This is a genomic window from Kitasatospora sp. NPDC034035, from assembly GCF_055575755.1.
In genome coordinates this window covers 22,662-40,186 of sequence record NZ_JBVISA010000035.1, presented here as the reverse complement: position 1 = coordinate 40,186, position 17,525 = coordinate 22,662, and the positions used below count along the sequence as shown (strand labels likewise).

Annotated in this window: 25 protein-coding genes and 1 pseudogene; 6 read left to right on the top strand and 20 right to left on the bottom strand. The window is 73.4% G+C overall.

Annotated elements, in window-relative coordinates; genetic code table 11:
* The first annotated feature begins 62 nt into the window (after positions 1–62).
* From ACZ52J_RS34985 to ACZ52J_RS34970, 4 genes are all read left to right on the top strand, one after another.
* Positions 63–287 (top strand): hypothetical protein, encoded by a 225-nt coding sequence (locus ACZ52J_RS34985; protein WP_360263819.1) that lies wholly within the window; start codon positions 63–65, stop codon positions 285–287.
* A gap of 179 nt (positions 288–466) precedes the next feature.
* Positions 467–901, top strand: coding sequence for a MobC family plasmid mobilization relaxosome protein (locus ACZ52J_RS34980; protein ID WP_360263821.1), 435 nt, complete (start codon positions 467–469; stop codon positions 899–901).
* Complete coding sequence (locus ACZ52J_RS34975; protein WP_360263824.1) at positions 898–2,643, top strand: relaxase/mobilization nuclease domain-containing protein; 1,746 nt, start codon at positions 898–900, stop codon at positions 2,641–2,643. The genes ACZ52J_RS34980 and ACZ52J_RS34975 overlap by 4 nt, the downstream gene beginning before the upstream one ends.
* A gap of 71 nt (positions 2,644–2,714) precedes the next feature.
* Positions 2,715–3,113 (top strand): hypothetical protein, encoded by a 399-nt coding sequence (locus ACZ52J_RS34970; RefSeq protein ID WP_360263826.1) that lies wholly within the window; start codon positions 2,715–2,717, stop codon positions 3,111–3,113.
* A gap of 55 nt (positions 3,114–3,168) precedes the next feature.
* Here ACZ52J_RS34970 and ACZ52J_RS34965 read toward each other — a convergent pair whose 3' ends face one another.
* From ACZ52J_RS34965 to ACZ52J_RS34930, 8 genes are all read right to left on the bottom strand, one after another.
* Complete coding sequence (locus ACZ52J_RS34965) at positions 3,169–3,522, bottom strand: hypothetical protein (RefSeq protein ID WP_360263829.1); 354 nt, start codon at positions 3,520–3,522, stop codon at positions 3,169–3,171.
* A 117-nt stretch (positions 3,523–3,639) separates the two neighbouring features.
* A complete protein-coding gene (locus ACZ52J_RS34960) occupies positions 3,640–3,870 on the bottom strand; it encodes a MarR family transcriptional regulator (RefSeq protein ID WP_360263832.1) in 231 nt (76 codons plus the stop codon).
* 112 nt (positions 3,871–3,982) lie between these two features.
* Positions 3,983–4,225, bottom strand: coding sequence for an esterase (locus ACZ52J_RS34955; RefSeq protein ID WP_360263834.1), 243 nt, complete (start codon positions 4,223–4,225; stop codon positions 3,983–3,985).
* Positions 4,226–4,399: 174 nt separating this feature from the next.
* Positions 4,400–4,612 (bottom strand): hypothetical protein, encoded by a 213-nt coding sequence (locus ACZ52J_RS34950; RefSeq protein ID WP_280683814.1) that lies wholly within the window; start codon positions 4,610–4,612, stop codon positions 4,400–4,402.
* 87 nt (positions 4,613–4,699) lie between these two features.
* Complete coding sequence (locus ACZ52J_RS34945) at positions 4,700–5,107, bottom strand: hypothetical protein (protein ID WP_360263836.1); 408 nt, start codon at positions 5,105–5,107, stop codon at positions 4,700–4,702.
* A 59-nt stretch (positions 5,108–5,166) separates the two neighbouring features.
* Positions 5,167–5,307 (bottom strand): hypothetical protein, encoded by a 141-nt coding sequence (locus tag ACZ52J_RS34940; protein ID WP_360263838.1) that lies wholly within the window; start codon positions 5,305–5,307, stop codon positions 5,167–5,169.
* A 262-nt stretch (positions 5,308–5,569) separates the two neighbouring features.
* Entirely contained in the window at positions 5,570–5,914 is a 345-nt protein-coding gene (locus ACZ52J_RS34935) for a hypothetical protein (protein WP_360263841.1), read from the bottom strand.
* A gap of 30 nt (positions 5,915–5,944) precedes the next feature.
* A complete protein-coding gene (locus tag ACZ52J_RS34930) occupies positions 5,945–6,292 on the bottom strand; it encodes an SPDY domain-containing protein (protein ID WP_465624546.1) in 348 nt (115 codons plus the stop codon).
* A gap of 138 nt (positions 6,293–6,430) precedes the next feature.
* On the opposite strand from ACZ52J_RS34930, the gene ACZ52J_RS34925 reads away from it, so the two are divergent.
* Complete coding sequence (locus tag ACZ52J_RS34925) at positions 6,431–6,751, top strand: hypothetical protein (RefSeq protein WP_465624544.1); 321 nt, start codon at positions 6,431–6,433, stop codon at positions 6,749–6,751.
* 7 nt (positions 6,752–6,758) lie between these two features.
* Here the strand turns inward: ACZ52J_RS34925 and ACZ52J_RS34920 are convergent, their stop codons facing one another.
* From ACZ52J_RS34920 to ACZ52J_RS34865, 12 genes and pseudogenes are all read right to left on the bottom strand, one after another.
* Positions 6,759–7,244 (bottom strand): hypothetical protein, encoded by a 486-nt coding sequence (locus ACZ52J_RS34920; RefSeq protein WP_360263849.1) that lies wholly within the window; start codon positions 7,242–7,244, stop codon positions 6,759–6,761.
* 28 nt (positions 7,245–7,272) lie between these two features.
* Positions 7,273–8,088 carry an SPDY domain-containing protein gene (locus ACZ52J_RS34915; protein WP_360263852.1) on the bottom strand — a complete coding sequence of 272 codons (816 nt, stop codon included), beginning with the start codon at positions 8,086–8,088 and terminating at the stop codon, positions 7,273–7,275.
* Between the two features lie 19 nt (positions 8,089–8,107).
* The gene (locus tag ACZ52J_RS34910) at positions 8,108–8,899 is read right to left on the bottom strand and encodes an SPDY domain-containing protein (protein ID WP_360263855.1); all 792 of its coding nucleotides are present in this window, start codon (positions 8,897–8,899) and stop codon (positions 8,108–8,110) included.
* Between the two features lie 662 nt (positions 8,900–9,561).
* A pseudogene (locus ACZ52J_RS34905) lies at positions 9,562–9,705 on the bottom strand (hypothetical protein); the annotation flags it as partial.
* Positions 9,706–9,864: 159 nt separating this feature from the next.
* Positions 9,865–10,707, bottom strand: a complete 843-nt coding sequence (locus ACZ52J_RS34900; RefSeq protein ID WP_360263861.1) for a hypothetical protein — start codon at positions 10,705–10,707, stop codon at positions 9,865–9,867.
* Positions 10,704–11,345 (bottom strand): hypothetical protein, encoded by a 642-nt coding sequence (locus ACZ52J_RS34895; protein ID WP_360263864.1) that lies wholly within the window; start codon positions 11,343–11,345, stop codon positions 10,704–10,706. The genes ACZ52J_RS34900 and ACZ52J_RS34895 overlap by 4 nt, the downstream gene beginning before the upstream one ends.
* Positions 11,342–11,836: a hypothetical protein gene (locus ACZ52J_RS34890; protein ID WP_465624541.1), complete on the bottom strand. Its 495-nt coding sequence runs from the start codon at positions 11,834–11,836 to the stop codon at positions 11,342–11,344. Before ACZ52J_RS34890 ends, ACZ52J_RS34895 begins: the two co-directional genes overlap by 4 nt.
* Positions 11,833–12,573: a glycosyl hydrolase gene (locus ACZ52J_RS34885; RefSeq protein ID WP_465624539.1), complete on the bottom strand. Its 741-nt coding sequence runs from the start codon at positions 12,571–12,573 to the stop codon at positions 11,833–11,835. The genes ACZ52J_RS34890 and ACZ52J_RS34885 overlap by 4 nt, the downstream gene beginning before the upstream one ends.
* On the bottom strand, positions 12,570–13,160 hold the full coding sequence (locus ACZ52J_RS34880) for a DUF4913 domain-containing protein (protein ID WP_360268712.1): 591 nt from the start codon (positions 13,158–13,160) through the stop codon (positions 12,570–12,572). The genes ACZ52J_RS34885 and ACZ52J_RS34880 overlap by 4 nt, the downstream gene beginning before the upstream one ends.
* A 138-nt stretch (positions 13,161–13,298) precedes the next feature.
* Positions 13,299–14,012: an HAD family hydrolase gene (locus tag ACZ52J_RS34875; RefSeq protein ID WP_360268715.1), complete on the bottom strand. Its 714-nt coding sequence runs from the start codon at positions 14,010–14,012 to the stop codon at positions 13,299–13,301.
* A gap of 27 nt (positions 14,013–14,039) precedes the next feature.
* Entirely contained in the window at positions 14,040–15,248 is a 1,209-nt protein-coding gene (locus ACZ52J_RS34870) for an MFS transporter (RefSeq protein ID WP_465624536.1), read from the bottom strand.
* 857 nt (positions 15,249–16,105) lie between these two features.
* Positions 16,106–16,372, bottom strand: coding sequence for a hypothetical protein (locus tag ACZ52J_RS34865; RefSeq protein ID WP_465624534.1), 267 nt, complete (start codon positions 16,370–16,372; stop codon positions 16,106–16,108).
* 107 nt (positions 16,373–16,479) lie between these two features.
* Between ACZ52J_RS34865 and ACZ52J_RS34860 the strand changes: the two genes are divergently transcribed.
* Positions 16,480–17,400: a hypothetical protein gene (locus tag ACZ52J_RS34860; RefSeq protein ID WP_360268723.1), complete on the top strand. Its 921-nt coding sequence runs from the start codon at positions 16,480–16,482 to the stop codon at positions 17,398–17,400.
* Positions 17,401–17,525: the final 125 nt, after the last annotated feature.

Here is a 17,525-nt window from a genome sequence, read left to right as displayed (position 1 = left end):
ACCGACCCGGTCGCCCCGGCCGGTCACCCACCCGAACCACACTCGAACGGGAGCACCCCACCATGCGCACCACCCCCGCCACCTGGGCCGAGGCGGACTCCTGGCTCGCCGTCCTGCATCAGCGCGGTCACCTCCATCAAATCGAAACCGGCTCTGACGGCACCCGCAGCGTCCAGCGTGGCCGGCACTCGCACCCCTGGACCCTCCACCACCCCGTCCTCGCCCTCGACTTCGTGGAGGACCTCGTCCGCGAGATCCGCCAGCAGGACACCGAGGCCAGCCGGTGACCGCCACCGGGCCGGACCGCACCACGGTGGGACTGGAGCGTGACCGTGATCGGGCTCCTGCCGGAGCAAGTTGTGGGGTAAGGAGTCCTTACCCCGCCCCCGCCCCGGAGGGGGCGGAGGCTCCCCGGTCGGTGGCAGACCCAGGGGGGCCTGCCACCGACCGGGGAGTCGGCCCAGGGGTGCCGACGAAGGGGGAGAAGCAGCAGAGCCCGCCGACCGACGACGCCGTCCGCGTTGCGCCGCGCCGCCGCCTGCGCCAAAGCGTGCCGCGTACCAATCGCATCTGCCCCCGCTTCAGCGACCCCGAGTGGTCCCTCCTCCAGCGCGCCGCAGCCCGAGCCGAACTCGCCCCCGGCGGCTACACCGCAGCCGCCGCCGTGGCCGCTGCCGCAAGCACTGATCCCAACGCCGCGGTCGCCGACTACCGGCGCGGCATTCAAGAACTCATGGAGTCCAACCGCCAGCTCGGCGCGGTCGGCAACAACCTCAACCAGCTCGCCCACTACGTGAACGCCGGCGGCCAACCCGGCGCCGAGCTGCGCCAGGTCCTGGCCCGCGTCGAAGCCTCCATCGACGCCGTCGACGACGCCGTCGACTGGCTGGTCCGCCGGTGATCCCCAAGATCCGCACCGGCACCGACCGCTCCTTCCCCCTCATCGACTACCTCTTCGGCCCTGGCAAGCATGAGGAACACACCGACCAGCACCTCGTAGCGAGTTGGAACGGCTTTGCCCCAGACCCGGGCCCCAACCCCGAACGGCACCAGGTCGCCAAACTCGCCAACCAGCTCGACCAGCCCGTCAAGGCCCTCGGCAAGCAGGCCCCGGCCACCAGGATCTGGCACTGCTCCGTCCGTACCGCCCCCGGCGACCGCCACCTCGACGACGCTGAGTGGGCCACCATCGCCCGCCGCATCGTCCAGGCCACCGGTATCGCCCCCGAAGGCGACACCGCGGCCTGCCGCTGGGTCGCCGTCCGCCACGCACCCGACCACATCCACATCGCCGCCACCCTCGTGCGCCAGGACGGCCGCCTGGCCGGCCTCTCCTTCGACCGCCGCAAGGCCCAGGCCGAGGCCCGCCTCATCGAGAAGGAGTACGGCCTGCGCCGGCTCAACCCCGGCGACGGCACCGCCGCCAGGAACCCCACCAGCCAGGAGCACTTCAAGGCCGAGCGCACCGGCCGCACCGAGACCCCACGCGAGACCCTTCGCGAAGCCCTCCGCCAGGCCGTCGCTGGAGCCGCGAACGAGGAGGAGTTCTTCACCCGCCTCCGCGAAGCCGGCCTCCGGGTCAAGCTGCGCCACGCGCCCTCCGGTGACGCCCTCGGCTACAACGTCGCCCTGCCCGGCGACCGCAACGCCAGTGGTGAGCCCATCTGGTTCCCCGGATCCAAACTCGCCCCCGACCTCTCCCTCCCCAAGATCCGCCGCCGCCTCGCCGCCGCACCCGCCACCGGCGCCCCCGCGCCGGACGACCACACCGCCCGCGCCGGGCGCTCCGCTCCCGCGCACTGCCGCCGGGACGCCGCCGGTGTCGCCGAGCGCGCCGCCGCCGTCCTCGACCAGGACGACGACGAGGCCGCCGCCCACCTCATCGGCGCGGGTGAACTCCTCGACGCCCTCGCCCAGACCTCCCCGGCCGCCACCCGCGCCGAACTCCGAGAAGCCGCCCGGGCCTTCGAACGCGCCACCCGCAGCCACGTCCGCGCGGAGAAGGCCGACATCCGCGCCCTGCGCTCGGCCGCCCGCGGAATCGTCCACGCCGGTGGCGCACTTGGGCGTGGAGAGGACGGCGGCGCCACTGCTATGGTCCTGTCCACCCTCGTCCTGGTCACCCTGGCCGCCGCCCGCTGGCACTCCGCCCGGGGCCACGCCCAGCAGGCCACCGCCTCCCGCCAGGCCGCCGACCACCTGCGCGCCGCCTACCGGCAGGCCGCAGCCACCCCCATGCGCACCATGTGCGAGATCGGCCGCGCCCTCCCGAAGGGCGAGCGGTTGCGCCACGACACCACCATCCGCACCGTCCTCGGCAGCACCGGCAACCCGAAGGGGCCGGCGCCCGAGTACGACGCCCTGGCCGCCGTCCTCGCGGAAGCCGAGAAGGCCGGCCACGACCCCAAGGCCCTCCTGGAGAAGGCCGTTGACCGGCGGGAACTGGAAACCGCCCGCAACACCACCGACGTCCTCGTCTGGCGCATCCGCCGCCTCGCCGACCTGCCCGCCCACCTCGAACACCCCCACGTCCGCACGGCCGCCAGCACCCGTGCCCGGACCGTGCCGGCCCAGGCCCGCCCCGCGCAGCCGGCACCGCCCCAGCCCCCGGCCGGCCCGCACCGCCCGGCACCACGCCGCTGACCCCGAAACCCCTCGACACCCGGTTCCACCAGGTGTTACGCAAGTACCCGAGCACCGCGAACGGAGAGCCCGTGACCAGAACCACCGAGCACACCACCACCGCCCCGACCCCGATCACCATCCAGGCCCCGGCCGCCTCCGACCCGCTCCTACAACTGGAGTACGAGACCCAGCCGCCCAGCGGACCCGAGACCGTCCGCCTCGCGCAGTGCCCCTCTGAACTGGCGCTGCGCGGCATCCCGGTGACCTGCGCCAGCTGCCGCGCGCGCCGCGACTGGCTGCTGATCAACCACCGCCGGCACGTCTGGATCGGCTGTCGCTGCGGGGCGGAGTGGCTGGAGCCGGAGATCACCCGGCGGGACTTCGACGCCATGATCGCGGACCCGACCTGGACTCGGTACGGCAGCCTCACCGAGGCCCGAATCGCCCTGGGGTTCGACGGCATGTTTGCCGGGCTGTACCTGGAGTAGGCAGGAAACGCGAAGCGACCGCCACCGGCGTCGGGCGGCGGTCCCTTGCGCTTGGTCAGCGCTCCGGGGCCGGAGGAGGTGCTGGTGAGGGGAGTCGGCCGGAGACGGTCAGCCGGTGGAGGCTGAGCCGGACGGCGGCCGGGCGCAGGCCGAGGCTGTCGGCCAGCGTCTCGGGTGCGAGGCCGGGGGCCTGCTGAAGGTGTTCGAGGACGGCGCGGTCGGTCCGCTCGTCGGCCGCGCGCATCGTGCGGTAGGCGCCGAGCGCGCCGCCAGCGAGGGCGAACAAGCCGATGGCGCACACCGCGTAGGCGTCGGCCAGGGCGGCCGGGACGGCGGTGGCGGCGCCCAGGATGGCGAGGGCGCAGCAGGGGATGAGCGCGCCGGGGCGGCGGATCGGGCGATCGGTCATCGGCGGGCAGTCCTTCCTGGGGCTGGCCTGGTCACGGGCGTGCCGGCATCGTGCCGCGGAAGTCGCAGCCGGGGAACAGGGCGAGGGCATTGGAGGAGGTGGGCACGGCGGACTTCGTCAGCTGCTGGTGTCGGTGGCCGGGCTGGTACGCAGGTCGCTGCGGTGGCCCTGGCCGATAGGCTTCCAGCACTGGAGGGTGGACGGCTTCCAACGGGGGCGGTCGGGGACGCTGGTGTCGTCGGGGGCGGGAAGGGTGCCGCGGTTTCGGCGGTTGCGGGCGGCGCCGACGCTGATGCCCAGGTGCGCGGCGACCTCGGCGTAGCCCCAGAGCTGCTGGTCGTCGGCCATGCGTTGTCCTTCCTCGGTGCTTCGGTGACGAGCGTACGCGCCGCCGCTCGGGTGGGCGTACGGCGAGGCCGCCCCGGTCCGGTTGGTGCGGGGCGGCCTTGTGCGGTGGTGCTCAGGAATCGGCGAGGTGGTTGGCGAGGTTGAGCGCGGCGGTGGCGACGGCGAGGGCGGAGCACAGGCCCGTGACCTCGTGGAGGGTGGGACGCACCAGGCGGGGCCAGTCGTCGGGGGCGGCGGGCCAGGTGGCGAGGTGGACGTCGGTGGTGGCGAGGCCGAGGCGGGCGGTGACGTCCCAGCCGGCCTCGGAGGCCTTCTCCCATCGCAGCAGGATGCGGCCGAAGGGGAGTCTGGGCACCGTGTTCGGGATCCAGAGGACCTGGATTGGCTGGCCGGGGTCGGTGGGGACGCGGCGGACGAGCGCTCCGCTCGCCCACGGCGGCACGGGGTGCAGCGCGAACCGGTCGAGCGGCTGTGGGAGGGCGAGACGATGGGTGGTGGGGATGCGGGTCTCCTCGGGGCGGTTGGTGGTTCAGGCCCAGGCGAGTTCGTCGCGGACGGCGGCGGGCAGGTAGCTGTCCTGGCCGTCCTCGGCGAGGTAGGCGATGCCGTCGTGGACGACGACGTCCGTGCCGATGTAGTGGGCGAAGGCCCAGTCCGGGTTCACGGCGAGGCGGACGCGCAGGTTCGGGTCGACGGTCTGGAGCTGGGCGATCAGGTGGGCGACGGTCAGGTACTGGGGCACAGCGGTCTCCGGGCGGTGTAGGGGCGGTGGAGGGACGGGCGGTGGTCACGGGAGATTGGGGAGGAACCTCTCGCACAACACAGCCACTCAGGTCCTCTCGGCGGATGGGATCGTCGGGTCGGGAAGGCGGCGTCGGGGACGGACGAGGACGGGTTCGTCGGCGGGCCACGGGTCGCAGCACTCCCAGGGGAAGTCCCGGGTGAGGACCACGGTGCCGTGCGGGCCTTCGACCTCGGGCAGGCCGCAGACGCCGCATCCGCAGGTCGGGTCGTACGGGCCGGGGTCGGCCGGGTAGGGGCCGCAGGCGAAGTAGTCGGTGCGGCGCAGGCGCCCGGGGGCGTGGGTGGTGAAGGCGGAGACGATCAGGTCGCCGGGGCGGACCTCGTCGGCGCGGACGATCCGAAGGGCAGGGCTGCCTAGGAGGAGGCGGGCGGCGCGGTGGGCGGTGGCGGAGGTGACGATGAGCGGGTGGAAGACGACGTGGTGGGTGGTCATGGCACTGCCCCTCGTGGTGGGCGGCTGCCCCGGCGCGGGCCGGGCCAGCCGGTGGTGGTTCAGTCAGCGAGGCGGCAGGAGCGCTGCGGCAGCGGCCCGTCCTCGGGGCCGAGAAGGACCAGGCCGTCGTCGGCCAGGCGGCCGAGGGACCTGGCGACGGTGCGGTCGCGCAGGCCCAGGGCGGTGCCGATCCGGCGCACCCGGGTGCCGCCGGGGGACTTGGCGAGCTAGGCGAGGACGCGGGCATCCCGGCGCAGGTCGCTCTCGTGGACATCGTCGAGGGTGAGCAGCAGGCCGCTCACGGCGAAGCCGAGGCTGAGGGCGAACGTGCTGGAGACAGGCGGGACGAAGAAGGCGTTGGTCAGGCCGAGCGCGGAGATGACCGGGCCGGGGACGCGGGTGAGGACGGTGATGATCGTCAGGGCTGCTTTCTTTGCCGGAGTCGGTGGCGGTGCCGGCCGGTCAGGCGCGCTGGCGCGGTATGGGCGGGGCTTCGCCGCCGTGGGCCTCGATCAGGTCCCGCACCAGGGCGACGGGGACGTGCAGGTAAACGGATTCGGTGGGGTCGTCCTCGTCCGCGCCGGGGTCGAGGTGCTCGCGCCCGTGGGCCCACGGTTCGGGGCGGCGGGTGGGGAAGCCGACGTCCAGCGTGGCGGCGGGCAGCAGGAACACGTCGGCGGCGTCGGGTGCGAGCACCGAGAGGCGGAAGCCGTCCGCGCACGCGATGTGCGGGTCGGCCAGGGCGCGGCCGAGTGCGTCGCGCGCGGTGCCGTGGGCGATGCGGTGGTCGAGGCGGGGTGTGGGCAACGAGTCCTCCGGGAGCGGTAGTTGGCCGGGTCAGTGGGCGGGGGTGGCGATGAGCGCGGCGAGGAAGCCTGCGACGGCCTCGGAGGGGGTGTGGACGCCGAACTCCTGGGTCCACGGGGCGGCGCCGATGGGCTGGACCTGGATGCGCCAGAGGATGCCGCGTTTCCAGGCGCCGGGGTCCTCGGGCAGCCAACCGACGTACACGAGCCCGTCCGGGCTGGTGCAGTGCACGTTGGCCTCGGGGGTGTCGACCATCGGCCAGCCGAGGCCGGAGAGCAGGGCGAGGACCGGCGTCGCGCTGTGGTCGGACACGAGCCAGGAGCGCTCTTCGGCGGACGGGCGGACGGGGGCGGGCAGGAGGCTGCTGGGGGTGTTCACGGGGGCCGGTCCCTTCGTTGACCTGCGGTTTCAGCGACACGAGTACGTTGACATGCGGCGTCCCGAAGTTCGTAGTCGTTTACCGGGAACGGCCCTCTGCCGTGGGCGAACCGGGCGAGAATGGATCGGGGTGCCCGGGTGCTGAAGCAGGGTTACGGCGCTACGCCGTACGGGATCACGAGGGGGATGAAGGCGATGGCGGCGGGCAGAGGCCGGGACATGGCGGCGCTGGAGCGCAAAATCCGCAGCGCGGGGCGGGCGTGGACGTTGGGCGACGTCACGGCGATCGGCGAGGGCCAGTGGGCCGTCGCCACGACGAGCCGCGCCGAGCGGCGGCAGGAGGAAGCGGTGGAGGCGCGGCTGGCGGATGGCCGGCGGGTGGAGCTGACCGTGGAGGAGCTGGCCCGCGTGGTGGGCGCCACTGACCCGGGTGCCCACCACGAACCGGAGGCGAACTGACCTGCGGCTAGCGCCGGTTCGCCACCGGCTGGGCCGCGGCGGCAGCCGAAGGCGGGGCGGGCTGGTCGGCGGGAAGCCCGAGAGGGTGGGGTGCCCGCGAGCTGCGGGCGGTGGCGGCCCGCGCGCGCTGGGCGTTGGGACTGCCCTCGGCGGTGAGCGCGAGTTCGCGGGCGTCGATGACGTGGCGGATCATCTGGACGGCCGTGTTGCTCTCGGCGTAGGCCGTGCGCAGGGCGCTCGCCGAGGCGGTGATCCGGTCGAGGTCGTAGAAGGCGGGGACGTGGCCGGGCCGGGTGAGGGCGTGCAGCCGATCCTGGTGCACGGCAATGGAGTTGGACACGACGACGAGGTGGGAGCGGTGGTGCATGGCCGCGCGCAGCATCGCGTCCTCGACGGGCAGGCGGGGCGCGGCCTTCTCGAGTTCGGCGATCGGCCGCTTCCAGGCTTGCTCGATCATGGCGTCCGCGTGGTCGAGGGCGGTGGCGTCGGACACGGTGTCCTCCGAGACGTTGGTGGGGTGGTCAGCGGGCGGGGCCGGCGAGGGTGACCTGAGGGGGCGCCGGCGGCCGGGTCGAGGTGGTGTAGGCGAGCGCGGCGGCCGGGGCGCGCGTCGCGGTGATGGAGCGGGAGGTGGCGGCCCGGACGCGCGCGACCTCCAGCGGGCTCGGCGCCGTGGGCGTCGCGACGGCGCCCGCGGGCAGGCGCGCGACCTCCGCGCGCCGCAGGTACCGGTGTACCGGGGACGGGTCGAAGGCGGCGGCGGTGAGTGTTTCCAGCAGGGGTGCGGGCACGTGTGAGGAGGCTGTGGCGTACCAGCGGCGCTCGGGCGGTCCCGATTCGAAGAGCCACCGTGCGCTGGTGTCGTCCATCTCCTCGGCGTGCGGCAGGAAGCCGGGGCGCGTCGCGCGCATGACGAGCTGGTCGGGGCTCTGGACGACGATGGGCTCCGCCCACCGTCCGGCCACCCGGCGCGGGGCGGGCTTGCCGGGGCCGAGGTAGGCGTCGGGGCCTTGGGTGTAGGCGTCGGCGAGGGCGGTGGTGAAGTCCTGGACGATCTCGTTGGGTACCCGGTCGTCGAAGGTGACCAGCCACCTGGGGACGGTCGCCTCCGGACCGGCGCTGATCTTCCAGAGCGTCGAGTCCTGGCCCTCGGGCAGGAACGCCAGGCGGGCCGTCAGGTCCGGTGCGGTGACGTAGGCGTTGCCCAGCTCGTCGTTGCTGGCAGCCCACCCGGCCCTGAGTAGCGGGGTGATGGCATCGGTGGCGTCGGCCTCCGACCCCGCGAGGTAGCGCGGCTGGACGCGGTACTCGCGGGGCTTCTCGGGGGTGTACGGCATGAGGGGTTCCTTCGGGCGGTCAGCGCCGACGCGCTCCGCCGGGCGCCGGCACGGCAGCAGCTGGGGCGGTGGGGCCCTGCGGCGGGCTGGCGTTCGGACGGCGGGCCGGGTGCGGGGCGCGGCGGGCGGTGACATGGGGCAGGTGGCGGGCCGGGATGCCGCGGAGGGGCCGCTCGACGGGCTCGGGGGAGCTGAAGGCGAGGGCGGCGCGTAGGAGCGGGTAGAACGGCACGCCGATGGTGAAGTCCGCACGCCAGGAGGGGTGTTGCGGGTCGCCCGCGAGCATGGTCCACGACGGCGGGGCCAGGCCGGCGACCTCCGCGTCGGTCGGCTGGTGGCCGACGCGGTGCCGGTATCGGGCGGTGGTGTCCGGCGCGACCTGGTCGTGGAAGCCCTTCGGTCCTGGGGCGGGCTGCCAGCCGCGGTCGGCGAGGACGGAGGCGGGCGTGCCGGGCAGGTGGTGCGGCCCGCCGCGCAGGTAGTCGCGGTGCCCGCTGCGCAAGCCGTCGACGAGGACGGCGGTGAAGGCGGCGGTGATCTCGGCGGGCGTGCCGGGGTCGAACGCCGCACGCCACAGCGGCTTTGAGTCGGGTGCGGGGTAGCCGTGGACGGTCCAGGCCCACGAGCGGTCGGGTGGGCCGGAGCAGGTGATGGTGGCGGTGCGGCAGGGGCTGGTGAAGCGGACACTTCCGTCCGAGGCGCGGGCGCGGCTCCAGCCGGGAGCTGCGGCCAGCAGGCCGGTGACGAGGCGGTGGTCACCGGGGCCGGCGAGATGCAGCGGACGAACAAGCAGAGGGGCGGCGGAGGACAACGGGGGCTCCTGAACGCGGCGGGGAGCGGACCCGCACACCGCCAACGGCGGCGAGGCGGCGTGCGGGCCCGGGGCGCTGAGATCGGGGAGCTGCTCTGAGCTGGGAGTCCACGGTGGTCACCGCCCCCGCGCGGGGTGGGAGGCTGCGGTTGAGGCGGAGGGGATGCGCGGTGCGGCACCGAGGCGTGGCTGAACGGTGCGGAGGGGGCCGGGCTGCGGCGCAGTGCCGCAGCGGTGCGCACGGACTGCGCGGGGGAGGCCAGGGTACGCGTGGCGGCCGGCACTGCCGGGGCCACGGTGGTCGTGTGCCGTTGGTCCCACTGCTGGAGGGCGGTGTAGACGGGGCCGAGCGCCTGTCCGGCGTCGGTGAGGATGTAGGGGGCGCCGTGCACCCCGTTGCCGGCGCGGGCGACGAGGCCGTCCGCGTGCATGCGGCTCAGCCTGGCGGCGGCGGACTGCTCGGACGCGCCGAGGCGTTCGGCGAGGTGGGGAGGACGCAGGCTTCCGTGCTCGGAGAGCAGGCGGACGGTCTCGGTGGTGTCCGCCAGTTGCAGGCGGTGCAGGGCGTCCTCGATCCGGTCGTACCGGCCCTGCGCGGGGTGGTCGACATGGTCGATGGACCACTGGGCGAGCGCGCGGTAGACCGGGCCCAGCGTGCGGGCAGCGGGCGAGAGCCGGTAGGGCGCCAGACGGTCGAACTCGCCGTCGCGGGCGACCAGGCCGGCCTCGGACATCGCGGCCAGGCGCTTGCTGACGTACGACTGGGAGATCGACGGAAAATGCGGGGTGACGTCGGAAACGCGCATCTCCGGGCCCCACTTGGCGATGGTGTGGACGACATGGGTGGTCCACCTCGGGGCGAGACGGCGAAGGACAGCCTCGGCGCGCTGCGCGTCGGAGATGTTCATGGAGGTCGACTGGGAAGACATGGCGGCGCGGGTCTGGGACATGGCGGTGGTTCCTGGTCAGCGGGAGCGGGTCGGTTGGGCGGATACGGAGGGGGTGGCCGGCGCAGGCCTGGCGGCAGGTGGCGTGGTGGGGCCGGTGGCGCTGCGGGAGAGCGCGGCGGACACGCGCTGGTCGGCGGCGCGCGAGGCGTCGAGGAGGGCCTTGCCGGCGGGCGTCAGCGAGAGCAGGTGGCCCAGCCGGTAGGACGATGAGCTGGTGTCGGCAACGACGAGGTCCTCGGCTATCAGCTCCTCGACGGTCTGCGGCCAGACCGACGGGCTCTCGCCACTGCCATCGGACATGAACTTGTAGCCGTAGACGGCGCTTTTGCACAGCCATAGACCACCGCGGTCGATCGTCGCCAGGGCCTCGAACTCCCGGACGCGGGGGTCGTATCCGGCCGACGCGCCGGGCAGATCGGGCGCTGCGGCCGGCACCGGGGCGACGCTGGCCGTCGCGTCCTTGAGAGCAAGCCGGCTCTCCGGTGTAGGCAGGCCCGCGTCGGTGCACCGCCCGTAGGCGTTGACCGCGCTGCTGAGTTGCTCGTAGGCCGCTCCCCGGCGGGCGGTGAGCAGTTCGACCTGGAGGCCGGCGGACTGGATGATGCCGTTGACGCCGCGCATGGTGGCGTGGTCGCCGCGGGCGATCGGTTCCAGGCGCTCGATGACCGTCTGGGCGCGGGCTGCGAGTTCCTGGTGGAGCTGGTCGACCTCGCGGGCCGAGGAGGCGACCATGACAGCAAGGCGACCGAGAGGGTCCGAGCCGGGGTAGCCGGCGTTCAGCTCCCAGGCGTTGCGGGCGCCGAGGCGCTCGTAGACGAGGTGGGCGCCGGGGTGGGTGAGCTGGTCGTGCGGGTTCACCGGGCCGTCTCCATCCGCGCGAGGAGGGAGCGGACCAGGGTGGGCAGGCTGTCGGGGCCCTCGCCGCCGAGGCGAACCACGCTGACCGACTCGTCGAGGAGACGGCGGGCGTCCTCGGTCAGGGCACCGGTGATCTCCGTGCACGCCTCGGTGAACTCCGCAGAGGCGAGCAGGGCCTGGCCCAGGATCTGCAGGTAGCGGCCGGGCGGGAGGGCGGCCTCGGCGGCGAGGGTCGTGATTGCTTGCCGGTCCTGCAGGGCGTAGCCCGACAGGTGCTCGGCCTCGCCGGTGGCGATGGCCGTGGCATCGACCGGCAGGGCGGCTTCGGAGACCAGGAGGTCGACGGCCAGGGTGAGGTCGGCAAGCGACTCGCTCAGCCAGCCCAGGGCGGAGGCGTAGGACGCGAGGGCGAACAGGGTGGCGGGGGTGGTTGGGAGCCTGGCATCCAGCAGGTCCTTCAGCCGGTCGGCAAGCGCTGTGATCACCTGCGGCCCGGCGGTGAGCGGTCCGAGGACGGGGTGGAGATGGGAACGCGAGGGCGAGGTGTCGTGCCGGGCGGTGACGATGCCGGAGACGGCCTGGGCGGCTTCGGCGAGCCACGCGGCGAGATCGGCGTGCGTGGGGGCGGGGGTGGTCATGAGCGGGCCCTTCGGGTGGCGGCGCCGGTGGCGAAGCCAGGGGATGCGGTGGTGTACGCGGGGCTGCCGGCGGCCACCGGTACGGGGCGTACGGACCGGGCGCGGGCGGCGCAGACGCGGGCTTCCTCGGCCGGGCTGCTGCCGGACGGCAGGTTGAGTCCGGTACGGCCCAGGCGGTTCTGCGCGGAGCGGTAGACCTGGTAGTCGAGCCGGGGGCCGGCAGCAACGAGATGGACCTCGCGCCGGTGCTGGGAGGCGGCGGGCGCGTCGCGGAACTGCACGACCAGGCGGTGGCTGGCCCACTCATTTCCGACGCCGAGGTAGACCTTGTGGTAGCCCTCCAGCCGGCCCTCCAGGCGAGTGGCGACGCGTTCGCCACGGACCAGGTCCTGCAGACTCAGCAGGGCCTGGTCGCGGATGGCGTCCGGGAGCTGGTGCAGGTCCGCGATGGCGTCGGGGTGGGCGGAGAAGGCGAACTTGGCGCGGCTCACAGCGACCGCCCCCGATCGGGCTGCGCGACGGCTGCTGCCGCGGGCGCGGACGCCAGTGCGGCGGCGGCGTTGGCCGGTGAGGTGGTGCTGCGGGCGAGGGCGGCGCGAGTGCGCAGGGCGTCGCGGCGGTACTCGGGCGGCTCGGGCAGCGGGGTGGAGCGCTTCTCCAGCCACTCATCGGCGGCGGCGTGGTCGGCGAAGGCCCCCTCACGCACCGTGTAGGTCCACTGATCGGGCTGAAGCGTCTCGATGAACAGGCGGACGGGCAGCTCCTTGGCCTCGCTGTCGACGGCGATGCTCCAGCCCTCGGTCTCGGCCCCGTCGATGACCCGGTAGTCGGCGACCTCCAGGTACTCGCCCGAGCGCTGGATGCGGTCCTCGACCCGGACGGACAGCTCGTCGGCTGGGGTGGGGCCGCCGAGGACCGGTGCGAGCGCGTCCGGCGGGCAGCCGCGGTTGACGAGCCAGTTCTGCGCGAACGCGAAGGTGGCGTGCCGTTTCCGGTGCATGCTGAACATGCCTCGGCTGCTGTCGCGGTCGGCGTCGAAGGAGACGATGTTGGCCTTGTTGGGGTAGTCCCAGGTGGCCGTCTTGTCGAAGGCGATGATGAAGCTGCGCTCGCCCACGTCGTGCTGGGAGATGAGCTGAAAGTCCTTCTCCCAGGGGTAGTTGTATGCATGACCGGGGGACTCGTCGGAGGGCTTGAGGCCGTCGAGGCGGAAGTCGAGGGTGTTCATGCGGCGAGTCCCAGCTGGTCGGGCGTGGTCAGGACGCGGTGGGCCAGCCGGGACGGGCTGGTGGTGCACGCGGCGAACGGGCCGTCCGGGGCACGGAGCTGGAGCAGGGCGTGGTCCAGGTGGTCGCGGTGCCACGTCGAGGGGCCGCCCTGGCCGGCCTCGGCGGCGGTCAGCTGCTGCCATGCGAGCCACAGCGCGTGGAGGCGGGCGACGGCCTCCGGGTGTTCGTGCCACTTCGCGCACCAGGGGCGGGTGGAGCCGATCTCCCGGCCGTAGACGGGCAGCAGGAGGTGAGTGACCCAGGCCGAGAGCTCGGCCAGCTCGGCGGTGTACTGGGCGCCGCCCATGGCGAGGATGAACAGAGGAAGAGCGGTGGCGGGTTCGGCCCCGGCCCCGGGGTCCGGCCCGGTTGGGCCGGACCCGGTCTCGTCGTCGGCTTCGGAGCCGAGGCGGTCGAGGATGACGCCGTGCTGGCGGACCTCGGCCATGGTGCGGTTCAGGGCGCTGACGAGGTCGTCGAGGTCCTCGTCGGGGATGCGGATCGGCTCGGGCTCGGGGGCGCCCGGCATCGGGTCGGACTCGGACATGGCACATCCAGGAGGTTCGTACGGACGGGGAGGGCGGGCGTGGCGGGTCTTCTTCTGGTCACAGCGGGGCTCCGGTGAAGCGCTCGTCGGGGGAGATGGTCCGCAGGATCGGCGGTTTAATCCGGCCGTCGATTCGTGCTAGGCGCAGGCCAGTTGGGTGCCGTGGTCCTGGATGAGACGCAGGCCGAGGGCGACGGCGTCGGTGAGGGTGTCAGTGAGCGGGTGGCCGGCAGCGGCGAGCTTGGCGGGGTGGTGCAGGCCGCCGGTGTGCAGCACCGCGTACGCGCCGCAAGCGTGGGCGGCCTCGGCGTCGTCGACGGCGTCACCGACCAGCAGCACCCGGTGCGCCTGGCCGGTGAGGCCGAGGGCTTCGAGGTGGGCGGCGAGCGGGGCGGCCTTGGTGCCGCCGGAGGGCCCGGTGCGGCCCTCGAACCGGGTGAAGAAGTGCCCGATGCCGGCCTCCTGGACCTCGCGCAGCAGGGTGTCGTGCGGGCACAGCGACAGCAGCGACTGGGTGTGCCCGGCCTCGCGCAGGGCGGCCATCAGCTCGACGGCGCCCTCGCGCACGCGCACCGGCTGGGAACGCAGGTGCTCCAGGAAGGCGTTGTCGCTGGAGACCCACTCCTGCTCGGTGATCGTGCGGCCGAGCAGGCGGGCGTAGAAGTTCGGGATCGGCACGGTGTGCTTGGCCCGGTACGTTTCGCGGTCGACCGGCTCGCCGCCGAGGGCGGGCAGGGTCGCGTTCAGCGCGTCGACGTGGTCGTCGAGGTCGTCCTTGACCGTCCCGTTCCAGTCCCACACCACGTGCATGCGGGTGGAGGGGGTTGCGGCGTCGAAGAAGGGGGTGTTCACGGCGGTGTCCTTTGGGGGCGTGGAGGGTCAGGCGGAGAGGTGGTCGTTGAAGCGGTGCAGTAGCCACAGCGCGAAGGCGGCCCCGGCGAGCGGGACGGCGGCGACAAGCAGCGGCCCGGCGGTGGCGGCGAGGGAGACGAGGGCGGTGCCGGCGGCCTGGCCGACGCCGATGCAGGCGATCAGCCAGGCGAACGCCTCCGTGCTCTCGCCGTACGGGGCGAGGCGGTCGACGGTGAGGAAAGCGGCGGTCAGCAGCGGCGCGAGGAAGGTGCCGGGCAGGACGGCGCCCAGGACGGCGACGGCGGGCGCGGGGTCGGGCAGCAGCGGCAGCCATCCGGCGGCAAAGCCGATGGAGGCGGCGACCAGGTGCCGGGTGGGGGTGCCGGGCCAGGCGTGTCGGCCGTAGGCGAGACCGCCGAGCATGCTGCCCAGCGACAGCGCGGCCGGCATCACCCCGGCCAGCCACCCGGCATGGTGGCGCTCAGCGGCCGACAGGGCCAGGACGTTGACGGCGCCGAGCGCGACACCGGCGCCGATCAGCGCGGCGAACAGCACCCGAAGGCCCGGAATCCGTAGCGGACCTGCCCAGTGCATGGCCTCGACGAACTCCGCAGGCAGCCAGGTACGGGAGGGGCGGGCGGTGACGACCAGGCCGGTGCCCAGCATGCCGAGCGCCGCGGTCGCCACCAGCGCGCTCACCGCTCCGGCGCCGGCCGCGAAGCCGGTGGCCAGCAGGGGACCTGCGACGAAGACTAGGCCCTGGCTGGAGGAGTCCAGGGCGAGGGCGGTGCGCTGGCGCCCGGCGTCAGGCAGAAGATGCGGCCACAGGGCGCGAAGGCCGGCCTCCAGCGGCGGCGTCGAAAGCCCCGCCGCCAGCACGGTGAGCGCGGCGAATATTGGGTGACGCGCCGGGCCGGTGCACGGCAGCGCCAGGAACGCCGCAGTGGCGACGAGCGTGGCGGGGAGGAGGACCTGGGCCTGGCCGTGGCGGTCGACCAAGCGCCCGAGCAGCGGCTGCCCGAGCGCGGAGGCGAGGCCGTACAGGGCGCCGAGCAGCCCGGCCAGGGCGAGCGGGCCGTGCTCGGCGCGCACCAGCAGCAGGATCGCGATCGGCGCCATGCCGGTGGGCAGGCGGCCGATCAGGGTGCCGCCCAGCAGGCGGGTGACGTGCGGCGCACCCAGGACAGCGCGATATCCGCTGTCCTGGGCTGGGCCGCGGTCGGTGGTGGTGCTCAAGGAGGAAGTCCTTCGGTCGTACGGGCCGGCGGCGCGCGGGCGCGCCGGACCAGGGCATGCGCAGGCATGACAGCCCCTTGGGGTCGATGCGGCTGCGGGGAGAAGAGTCCGCCGATTCCGGGATTTGGTACGGCCGGGAGAACGAGGTAGAAGCCCGTCATCCGGTGCGGCAGCGCGGGCAGCGCGCGAAGAGTGGAGCCAGCTCCAGTGCCCTGGCGGCTTCTTGGGGGCTGAGGCCGTTGCCGAGGGGGGTGTGCTGGGCGGGCCGGCCGGGGCCCGGCGTGGCAGTCACCCAGCCCGGCTCCAGCTTGCACCCACTCCACGGCCTCCGCGCGAAGCCGGTCGCCCGCGTCCGGGGGTGGCGCGGGCCGGGTGAGCATCTCTCAGCGGGCGAGGGCGGGGCATTTTGGCACCACCCGGGGGCGTCGGGGGGCGACCAGAGCGGAAGCACCACTGCTGACAGCGGCGGACGCCAGCCTTTGCCCGGCCACCGACCCGGGGTGCCGGCTTCGCTTGCCCTCGGGGCGGCAGTAGGGACGCCGCCGCGGACGGCAGGGCCAGGTCGCCGTTCCCGTGCTGCTTGTTCGGCGACCCCTTCGTTCCGTCGCTCGCCTTCGGCGTCGGCAGCAGCCAGTCCACCTCGTCGACCAGGTTCGGCCCGTGGCCGCCGCTCTTGCGCTTCGCCGGGTGCTGGCTGCCGCAGTTCCTTACCTGTAGGGCCTCGGGTTCCGTGGCACAGTCTCGGGCTCGATGGCACAAAGCTGGCACTTGTGCCGCCGTCGTGAGACTGGCAGATCAGGACCATCACTCTCTTTCAGGTGACGTCGATCCTGCCCTGGCGGTGTGCGTCGCGCTGTCTACCTTTTGGAGACGGCGAGGAAGGCGGCGATCACTCCCGCGATCGTGACGACGACCGTCACGCCGGCGACCGCGACTGTGAGCGGGGTCGCGAGCCAGGGGTGCGCGAGCGTCACGTAGAGCAGACCGGCTCCGACGATGAGGATGACGAGGACGAAGAGCAGGATCAGGAGAGGGAGCAGGGCCGCGGCAGCCGGGCCTGTGGGAGCCGGGTAGGTCTGCTGGGGCAGGGCGGAAGGCGTCTGGGTAGAGCTGAAGTTCGTCATGGCACGAGCATCGTTGCGATCGCCGGGCGATCCTGCCCGACAAAATCGGGGATGTTTCTCCGGACGACCGCGACGTGCCGAATGCCGGCTTGCGAGATAGTGGCTGTATGGCATTCGGGATGGGGTCCGGTGAGATCGAGATGGACCTCACCGAGACTGGCGTCACCCTGCGGAATCTCTACGGGTGGCCGGGCTGGGTGATCGAGGTCGACATCGACTGGTCGACCTGGAGCTCGCGCACAGTCCGGGACGCCTCGCCCCCTCGAACCCGGAGCAACGCCCGGCGACCGACCGACGACCCCGAACTGGTCCGGCGCATAAGAAAGGCAGCTGAGGCAGCCAGGGAACTCCCCCGCAGCTCGATTTGGGTGGTCTCCCTGGCCCTTCCCACGCCGCACAAGAAGAAGATGGACGGCGTGCAGTTGCGGGCCGCCACCATCGCCACGATGTACAACTACGCGCTCAAGCTTGGCCTCTCGCCGAAGCGCGCCATCTCGGAGGTCTATGACCTCCCTCTGGTGGAAGCCGAGGGTGAGCGCGCGCAGCCCTCCCGCAAATTCGAGCGCTGGATCGAGCAGGCCCGTAAGACCATCAACCCAGAAACCGGCAGGCCGTACCTCCAGCCCTATGACAGCGAGCTCCACGCTCCTAGGTTGTGGCCGATCGGCCGCGGACACCCACTGGAGCCGCGCCGCGCAAGGCCAGCGGTTCCCGAGCCGGTCCGAGAGGGACAGTACGCTGGCCACGTCCTGACCTTGAGGGTGTCGAGAACGGCGCCGCCGGACTGGGCAGCCCAAGAGGCCCGGGAACGAGGATCCCGGATGATCGGCCCGGACTTGGTCATCGAGGGGTCCTGGTCCAATGGCAAGGAATCGCCGCCACTTCCCGTGCTGCGGGGCGTCAGCCCGGGGGAGACCCCCCGCCGGGTGCAGAGCCTGGTCAAGGAGCTAGAGGGCCGCTATCCCGGGGCGAAAGTCACGGCTACGGTCAGCGCCCAGGCGGTGGGGCAGCTCCCCGGAGCGGACTGATCGCGGCGTCGGACCGGATCCCCAGTCGTACCCCTGGAAGGTTCTGTGAAAGGGCGTGTACGTGCGATTGCGGGCGCGAGCAGGGCGTCGCTGAGTACGGCGCGGTGGTGGACGCGGGCCTGGTC

Bases quoted from the DNA above. Each gene is read 5' to 3' on its own strand.
- ACZ52J_RS34985 (WP_360263819.1), top strand. From the start codon at position 63: ATGCGCACCACCCCCGCCACCTGGGCCGAGGCGGACTCCTGGCTCGCC.
- ACZ52J_RS34965 (WP_360263829.1), bottom strand. From the start codon at position 3,522: ATGACCGATCGCCCGATCCGCCGCCCCGGCGCGCTCATCCCCTGCTGC.
- ACZ52J_RS34960 (WP_360263832.1), bottom strand. From the start codon at position 3,870: ATGGCCGACGACCAGCAGCTCTGGGGCTACGCCGAGGTCGCCGCGCAC.
- ACZ52J_RS34945 (WP_360263836.1), bottom strand. From the start codon at position 5,107: ATGACCACCCACCACGTCGTCTTCCACCCGCTCATCGTCACCTCCGCC.
- ACZ52J_RS34915 (WP_360263852.1), bottom strand. From the start codon at position 8,088: ATGCCGTACACCCCCGAGAAGCCCCGCGAGTACCGCGTCCAGCCGCGC.
- ACZ52J_RS34895 (WP_360263864.1), bottom strand. From the start codon at position 11,345: ATGACCACCCCCGCCCCCACGCACGCCGATCTCGCCGCGTGGCTCGCC.
- ACZ52J_RS34885 (WP_465624539.1), bottom strand. From the start codon at position 12,573: ATGAACACCCTCGACTTCCGCCTCGACGGCCTCAAGCCCTCCGACGAG.
- ACZ52J_RS34880 (WP_360268712.1), bottom strand. From the start codon at position 13,160: ATGTCCGAGTCCGACCCGATGCCGGGCGCCCCCGAGCCCGAGCCGATC.
- ACZ52J_RS34865 (WP_465624534.1), bottom strand. From the start codon at position 16,372: ATGACGAACTTCAGCTCTACCCAGACGCCTTCCGCCCTGCCCCAGCAG.
- ACZ52J_RS34860 (WP_360268723.1), top strand. From the start codon at position 16,480: ATGGCATTCGGGATGGGGTCCGGTGAGATCGAGATGGACCTCACCGAG.